9 protein-coding genes are annotated in these 7,794 nt (G+C 35.2%); 1 reads left to right on the forward strand and 8 read right to left on the reverse strand.

What is annotated here, in order from left to right; all coding sequences use genetic code 11:
- A partial coding sequence (locus ACA086_RS14700; protein WP_371004101.1) for a hypothetical protein occupies positions 1-282 on the forward strand: 282 nt, incomplete at its 5' end.
- 10 nt (positions 283-292) lie between these two features.
- On the opposite strand, the gene ACA086_RS14705 is transcribed toward ACA086_RS14700, so the two are convergent.
- The 8 genes from ACA086_RS14705 to ACA086_RS14740 form a co-directional block, all read right to left on the reverse strand.
- Positions 293-772 (reverse strand): hypothetical protein, encoded by a 480-nt coding sequence (locus ACA086_RS14705; RefSeq protein WP_371004102.1) that lies wholly within the window; start codon positions 770-772, stop codon positions 293-295.
- A gap of 307 nt (positions 773-1,079) precedes the next feature.
- Positions 1,080-1,880, reverse strand: a complete 801-nt coding sequence (locus ACA086_RS14710) for a tetratricopeptide repeat protein (protein WP_371004103.1) — start codon at positions 1,878-1,880, stop codon at positions 1,080-1,082.
- A 3-nt stretch (positions 1,881-1,883) separates the two neighbouring features.
- Positions 1,884-2,381, reverse strand: coding sequence for a hypothetical protein (locus ACA086_RS14715; RefSeq protein ID WP_371004104.1), 498 nt, complete (start codon positions 2,379-2,381; stop codon positions 1,884-1,886).
- Between the two features lie 150 nt (positions 2,382-2,531).
- Positions 2,532-3,290 carry a hypothetical protein gene (locus ACA086_RS14720; protein ID WP_371004105.1) on the reverse strand — a complete coding sequence of 253 codons (759 nt, stop codon included), beginning with the start codon at positions 3,288-3,290 and terminating at the stop codon, positions 2,532-2,534.
- A 741-nt stretch (positions 3,291-4,031) separates the two neighbouring features.
- Positions 4,032-4,478 carry a DUF4440 domain-containing protein gene (locus ACA086_RS14725; protein WP_371004106.1) on the reverse strand — a complete coding sequence of 149 codons (447 nt, stop codon included), beginning with the start codon at positions 4,476-4,478 and terminating at the stop codon, positions 4,032-4,034.
- 606 nt (positions 4,479-5,084) lie between these two features.
- A complete protein-coding gene (locus tag ACA086_RS14730; RefSeq protein WP_371004107.1) occupies positions 5,085-5,555 on the reverse strand; it encodes a hypothetical protein in 471 nt (156 codons plus the stop codon).
- Between the two features lie 250 nt (positions 5,556-5,805).
- Positions 5,806-6,447 (reverse strand): hypothetical protein, encoded by a 642-nt coding sequence (locus ACA086_RS14735; protein WP_371004108.1) that lies wholly within the window; start codon positions 6,445-6,447, stop codon positions 5,806-5,808.
- 223 nt (positions 6,448-6,670) lie between these two features.
- A complete protein-coding gene (locus ACA086_RS14740; protein WP_371004109.1) occupies positions 6,671-7,465 on the reverse strand; it encodes an SGNH/GDSL hydrolase family protein in 795 nt (264 codons plus the stop codon).
- Positions 7,466-7,794: the final 329 nt, after the last annotated feature.

Raw genomic sequence — 7,794 nt, forward strand, 5'->3', positions numbered from 1 at the left:
TCTTTTGGGGTTAATGCTAAATTGAGGAAAGAACTTCAACTTATTCTTTTACAATTCTTGACAACTCCTAAAAGCGCAATTATTGGTAACGGTCTTGGCTATGATCTCGGCGCGTCGTTAAAGGCGAGCTTCGTTTTGGCTTTTCTGCACTTTGCAGAAAAAATTAGCCTTGGAAAAAGCGAGCCTTGGTCTCTACCCTATTCATGCCAGTTCCTTGTTTTAAATAAATGTAGGAATTTTCAAGTAAGTTCTAAAACAGCGCTGGATTATAGCCGTTGTTAGGCACAGTTTTTTATTTATTTTTCCGTTTAAGTTCTCTATTCTTTTTTCTTAAATCCCACTTTTCAAGTCTAATCGCCTTTTTGTCTCTTTTCGCTTGGTCGTTCAAGGTTAAGAAGTGGATTGCTACAAGGGTTTGAACTCCTCTATTCTCCAAATCAATTCTTTCCGGGTAATCGCGCACATTGCCCAGGAAGTATCTCCAGAAAGGGAAGCTTCCAACATTTTCTAAATTCCGTGAGTATGCTTCAATTAAAGGGTTTGATTTTGCCAAGTTTTTCACAAAATCTATAAAAGTTTTATTGAGGCTAAAACAAAGTTCTTCGTATTCATATTTTGGTTCAATAGTCCTCCAAGATTTGCAAAGACTCCAGATTTTCTGAAAAGTTGTATCCGAGATTTTGGAGTATAATTTTTTCTGTTTTCTCCAACTAACTTTTTTCTCTAGATAATTTTGTTCCAAGTCTAAAAGGTGGGGGATGGAACGTATCAAACACTCACCAAATTTTGTCTTGTCCACATTTCCACAAAGTTCCTTCTGAAAAAAGTCCGCAATGAGATTCAAGTCCTTAATCTCGGACTTTGAAAAGAAATTGCTTAAGTCCGATTGCTCCTTTTGTCCGAAAGTTAAGAGGCACAAATTTGAAAAGATGACTAGAGCGATTTTTTTTAGCATAAGATTGTGCCTAACGGTCTTGGCTATGACTTCGTGGCAAGCGCCAGACGTTTTTATGTTTCTTTAAAAATAGGAAAAAACGGCCAAGCGATAAGCCATGAGTTATAGCCGTTGTTGTACACAGTTATTTTTCGAGCTTTCTCAATAAATCATCTATCTCCTCCAGATAGATTTCATTCAAATATTCTTTATAATAATCTTCTCTTTTAAATCTGATGTTCTCTTTGGCTTTTTTTAAATATGCACTGGCAGTTAGAGAATCTCCTAGTTGCAAATAGGTTTTTCCCAAGCCGAAATATGCTTCACAAGTCTGTTCATATTGTTTTAAAGCTTCTTCATATGATGAAATTGCTTCTTTGTAGTTAGCAAGTTCATAATTACATAAACCATCGTAAACGAAAGTTTGAACGTCTGCCCAATCCACCCCCTGATTATTTACACTTCGTTGGAAGCATTCAATAGCTTTAGCATAATCCTTAAGTCCGTAATAACTTTCACCTCTAAGAAAGTCGATATCCTCTCCCCAGGGCGCATCAACGATATCAGGGGTTAAATTATCAAGTCTATCAAAATCCATTAATGCCCCTTGATAATCTCTTAGGAATCTCAATTTCATATATCCCCTATAATCAAGGTGCTTTTCAGGTTCAATTTCTATAGCCTTATCCAGGTATTTAAATCCTATGGCATATTCTCCTCGTTTATTAAATGGTACAGAACGTTCAAAAAAGGCATCGGAATAATTTGGATGCTGCCAATTTAGGATGCTAAACATAGTTTGTGACAAACCTACTCCTTGCATATTTGCGGCTAAATGAAAGCGTTGTTCTTTTGGCGCTAGAAATAATTGATAGACAATCAATAGAGAGTAAGCCGTAAAGACAAGAGCGAAGACTATTTTTATGATCTTGACGACTAAATTCATTCCCTAAAAAATATCAGTAAGTTGACCTTCATGCAGTTTAAAACTTATTTGATAAAAACTATTTTGTGGTTCGTTCCTAATTATTCCAAGATTCCAATCTTTCAGTTCAGAAATGGACAAAAATAATGGGGATAGATCGTATTTGGAGACATCAATATCCTTCAATGAATTATTGATCATTTTAGCTCGGAAACGTCCAGTCTTACCCTCACAGTTAAGTATAAAACGGATAGTTAATAATCCAGTTTCTGGAAGCAATATATTTGAAAATTGATTTTGAAGTTTTTCTTTTATGGCCCGTTTGCCTCCTTCATAATGAGTATTTATTGAGTAGTATTGATAAATATTTTCGTCATTACAAAGTTTAAATTCAGTAGAATCCTGGTTTCTATCAAACGTTATATCCCCGACATGATGAGTGAGCTTTCCATGAATCCAAAACGTCAACAATGCAGCGCATATGAAACTACATATAAGCCAAAGATTCAATTTAGTTTTCAATGAAGATTAAGTTTTGATAATTGTGTACAACGGTATTGTATATGGCATGTTGCCATAATTGTAGTTTTATATTATTCAGTCGTAACTAAGGTTTAAAAGTAGGGGAGAGTTTAAAGTTAGCCAAATTTTGGCAATGTGTTATATACTTTGTTACCTGCTGGCGCTTTTATGGAGTAAACTTAATTGTAAAATATTCCTCGCTTTATAGGCTTCTCTTAATTTTTCGAAATCAGCATCCCTTGTTCCGTTTAACTTTAAATCGCCTAGGAAACATTTCAAATATTCGGTCATGAACAAAGTCAAATTTTTACAATGAAATTTCACCTTCGTTCCTACTCTTTTCTTTCTAATAACAGAAGAAGCTGAAACTACATAAATGTCATCTTCGGCGTATAAGAACACGAAACTGTCAGGAGTAATTTCCAACATTAATTTACATTGTTCCTTTAGTTCGTCTAAAAGAGTTGGGGTGATGCTGTATTCTATTGTACCTGTTTTCCGATGCGATATTTCTGAATTTCTCAAGAAGAATTTATTTCGTCGATATTCAGCGTCAATATTTGATTCACAAAGCAAAGAAGCATTTTTAACAATTTTGGATTGAATTAATATGCCTTTATTAACTTTAAAATCGTCTAGTTCAACGTCCAAAACGGTCGCAATGTCAGCACCATATTTTTTTTCGGATGAGCCTCGGCCGCGATCACGAAGCGTACGTGCACTTATTGAAATATCACCTTGGTTATCTGCAAATAGGGGCTTTTCAAAATCTGTTTCTATTCTGGCCAGGAGACGATCAGTAAACGAAGGCTCAGTTTCAATTTCGCCTTTAAGTCTGCCGTCCAATACTTTTTCTGTAGAATTTGCAATTCTATTTGTTATTTCTTGTATAATCGAATTCGGTATCATAATTCAGCTTGCAGGTAACGGTCCCGGCTATAATCTCGGCTTCCTTGACCGCCGTTGAGATTTAAACCAGTTATGTTTTTATTAAATGTAGGAAATTTCAAGGTAGTGGAAAAGACCAGCTGGATTATAGCCGTTGTTGTGGTTAGTTTTTATTTTCAATTAGATTTAGTTTTTTAATAAATAGAATTGACAGAATAATTAAAATCAGCCATCTTGAAATGTATATTCCAGAAGTCATCCATCCGTACATCTGAAGAAAGTCAGAAGTCTCAATATTTTCCATTCTAGTCGAGTGTTCAGAATAGAGGCTAGATAATTTATACGTAATTGGATTTAAGGTCAATGCAATTAGAGCAAGCACTATAAATATTTTTTTTGGGAATTTAGTCAGATAAATTCCACTTGAAGATGAATGCCATTTAATTTTTTTTAAAATCAAAAAAGTTGTCATAGCATACAAAATCAGAGTGGTTATAGGCATCAAAAATTTCATAATAGCATAAGAGAGTCCCAATTCAGATTTCGCAAAATATATTAGGTAAGTAATGAAGTATAGGATTGAATCAATTCCGCTAATGAATATAAATCCGAAGATTATCCATAATATTAATAAGACATTTTCTTTATTCATTTAGTATTTTCAAATTAACCACAACGGTCCAGTATATGAGCCGTTTCAATGGCTTATATACATTGTTGTGCGTGCGCCTTTTTACAGTATCACTAATTATTTAGACGTTACTAGTTTTCAATTTTGCACTTCCACGTACCATCAGTCTGTTTTTTCCAAACGGTTAAATAGGGTTTTGCAGCGGTAATCAATTCTCCTGCTTCATTTGTTCTTTGCACTTTACCAATTCCATAGGTATATCCCATATCTGCTTTTTCTGATACTTCTGCACCTTGAACCTCCCAACTAATTTCAAAATTAGGATCTGTCCTGGCTTGAGTAGTAAATCGTTTTATTTGGTCGACCCCTTTTAGGGTCATATCTACTGACAATAATATGATTGCTTCATCTTCCCAGAAAGACCATAATTTCTCCATGTCATTAGTTTTTGCTGCATGGGACCAAGCCTTGTCCGCTCTAATGAGCGCTTCTTTTTCTATTTTTGAGTTAGTTGACTGCCCTTTGGCTACTTGTGCCACAAAGAGAAGTAGCAGTAAAAGCGAAATTTGATTTCTCATGATATATCTATTTTCGATTTCTTTTAGGTGACGCACAACGGTCTTGGCTATGATCTCGGCGCGGCGTTAAGGGCGAGCTTCGTTTTGGCTTTTCTGCACTTTGCAGAAAAAATTAGCGCCGGAAAAAGCGAGCCCTGGCCTCTGCCCTATTTAAGCCAGTTCCTTGTTTTATTTAAATGTAGGAAATTTCAAATTATTGAGAAAGCAGCGCTGGATTATAGCCGTTGTTAGCTTTAGTTTATTTTTCTTTCGAGGACTTGCGATTTCCTATAATAACAAGAATCATAGCAAAAATTAATAGTGCATTAGAAATAAGACCATAAATTCTTCCTGAATTCTCTTCCTCATCTAGGCTACTAATATTTAACACCAATAAAATAATACTTGCTATTATTAGTATAAAAGGAAGAATAGCTCTTTTTCCGAACATATTTTTTTATTTAAATTAAAGCTAACGGTCTTGGCTATGATCTCGGCGCGATATTAGGGGCGAGCTGTGCGTTGGGTTTTTGCCTTTAGCAAAAAAATTAGCCCAGGCAAAAGCGAGCCCTGGCCATAAACCATTGAAGCCAGTTTTAGTTTTATTTAAATGTAGGAAATTTCAAATTATTGAGAAAGCAGCGCTGGATTATAGCCGTTGTTAGGCAAAGTTTTTTCTATTTTCTTAAAAAGTTTTTCATTGGAACCTTTGCCAGAAGAGAAATATATATGTTCTCCTGTTTCTTTTATTATTAAAATCCAGGGTAGGTAATCTTTGTTTATAATCGCCTTAATTTTTTCACCGTCTTTAGTTTTGAAATATCCCTTTTTTCTATAGCCAATTGAAAAACCATGAATCTTCCGAGATAACCCGGGCCTTTTCTTAACAAGTTCAATAGACTTTATTTCAGACAAAGGAATTGTCTCACCATAAACACCAGTTATTTCAATCTTTTGGTTATTAAAAATGAGTTCATTTCCTGTAAAACCAAGAGCAATCATGGACACTGCAAACAACAATGATCCGATAATTACATAAAAAATTATCTTTCTGTGTTTTGAATTAAGATTCTTGTATTGTTTTAAGGAAGAATTCAATATATAATTTTGCCTAACGGTCTTGGCTATGATCTCGGCGCGGTGTTAAGGGCGAAGCTCAGCGGTGGGTTTCCTGCCTTGCAGGAAAAATTAGCGCCGGCCTGTCCTCCGTACGTGACTACGGAAGGCGGGCAAAAGCGAGCCCTGACCGTTTGACATTCTAGCCAGTTCCTTGTTTTAATTAAATGTAGGAAATTTCAGGGAAGTTCTAAAGCAGCGCTGGATTATAGCCGTTGTTACCATACGTTTTTTAGTCAGTCCGATATGAATTTGAATTTAAGTCATACCATTGCTTTGACAGTAGAACCCCTTCTTTATCAAATTTCATAATCATTAATGGTGCTTCATTGTTGTAATACGAAATGCTTTTAATTTGTCCATTTTCGTGCCATTCTATCCATATACCGTTCTTAAATCCATTTTCCTTAAGACCAAAAACTTTTGGATTCCCATTTTCAAAAATTTCAGATATTTTTTCTTCCCCTTGAATAGGCTCAATTTGAGTTTCAGTCCTTTTGAAATTCAGCATCTTCTTGAAAAGAACTAAATCTCCAAACTCTTCTAGGGTCATTGTATTATCACTCAATTCAAGTATTTTATAGCTCCGTGATCCTAACTTTAAAGTCGAGTCTGAAACTGTATAGTTCGTTTTGAATTGTCCGTAGGATTCTTTGATATCTAAAACTCCGTCTTTCTGGAATAGATAAATACTTGTTTCAGTAATAGTTGAGTCTACATAACTATTAGTACGCAACAAAAGTTCAGGGTCTTTATTGGGTTTTTCATGTTCCCATGTCCCAAGTATTTTGTTTTCAAATGAATCCTGCCCACTCAAAGTAAATGGTATAATGGACAAGATTAAAACTAGAACATGGTAAATTAATTTTTTCAAAATGTATGGTAACGGTCTTGGCTATTATCTCGGCGCGGTGTTAAGGGCGAAGCTCAGCGTCGGATTTCCTGCCTTGCAAGAAAAATTAACGCCGGAAAAAGCGAGCCCTGACCATTTCATATTTAAGCCAGTTCCTTGTTTTATTTAAATGTAGGAAATTTCAATTAAGAAGGAAAGCAGCGCTGGATTATAGCCGTTGTTATAGACAGTTTTTATTTCGGAATTATTTTTTAATTTCTTCCAATACTAATTCTGCAATTTGTTTATGGTATCTAGTCATTGGGTGCCATTCATCATACCATAGGTGTTCTTTAGAATCTGGCTTTTTATATGTTCCTCTCCAGGGTTGGTTTTTAAATAGATTATTTGCAACTAAATCGTTCATAAACGTATAGATGTCAATAAAATAAGTCTTGATCTCAGGATGGTTATATGTCAGTCCCGTTTTTTCTTGGTACAACATACTGTAAAGTTCTTCATTGAACTTTTTGGTCAATTTTTGCACAGAAGGAATTAGGTAATGATATTCTGTATTTGGCCCATAGCCTAAGGATATGGTCAAGTCGAAATTATTGAAAATGACGAAGTATTTTGCTCCTTTTTCGATTAATTTATCTAAACCATTTTTAATGTTCTTCACTGAATTTGATGGATCTTCTTTGTTATCCCAATAGTCATTGACCCCAATCCAAACAGCATATAAGGTCTCCTCTGGATTGGTTTTAGGCTCATAATGATCGACTTGCCAATTGAATCCTGACCAATCAAAACCCATAAAATGTCCATTATCCGTTCTAGCGCCACCCCATGCTCTGTTATCCAATTTTTGACAATTCATCATTTCGCTTAGGTATTCCACCCAAACATATCCATTTGTGTCCCTATCAAAGCCATTGCCATCTATAAAGCCATTATCCGTGAAACTATCACCAAATGCCACAATGGTTTGGAAATTTTGCGTGTATCCTTGATAAGTGGAAGGTATTAGGATTAGCACTAAAATTAGTATGCTTCTCATTTTAATTGTCTATAACGGTCTTGGCTATGATTTCGGCGCAATATTAGGGGCGAGCTGAGCGTTGGGTTTTTGCCTTTGGCAAAAAAATTAACGTTGGAAAAAGCGAGCCCTGACCTCTATCCTATTCATGCCATTTCTATGTTTTATTTAAATGTAGGAAATTTCAGGGAAGTTCTAATACAGCGCTGAATTATAGCCGTTGTTGGCTTGCGTTGTTATTTTTTCAAAATTTCAGTTTTATTAGTCGCTTTATTATATCCCTCGTTGAATCCTTGCTTGAAGTCACCCCAATTAAAGATTATGTCAATTATTGTCATTGTTAATATCCC

The sequence above is a fragment of the Muriicola sp. E247 genome (genome assembly GCF_041358175.1).
In the GTDB taxonomy this organism is placed as follows: domain Bacteria; phylum Bacteroidota; class Bacteroidia; order Flavobacteriales; family Flavobacteriaceae; genus Muriicola.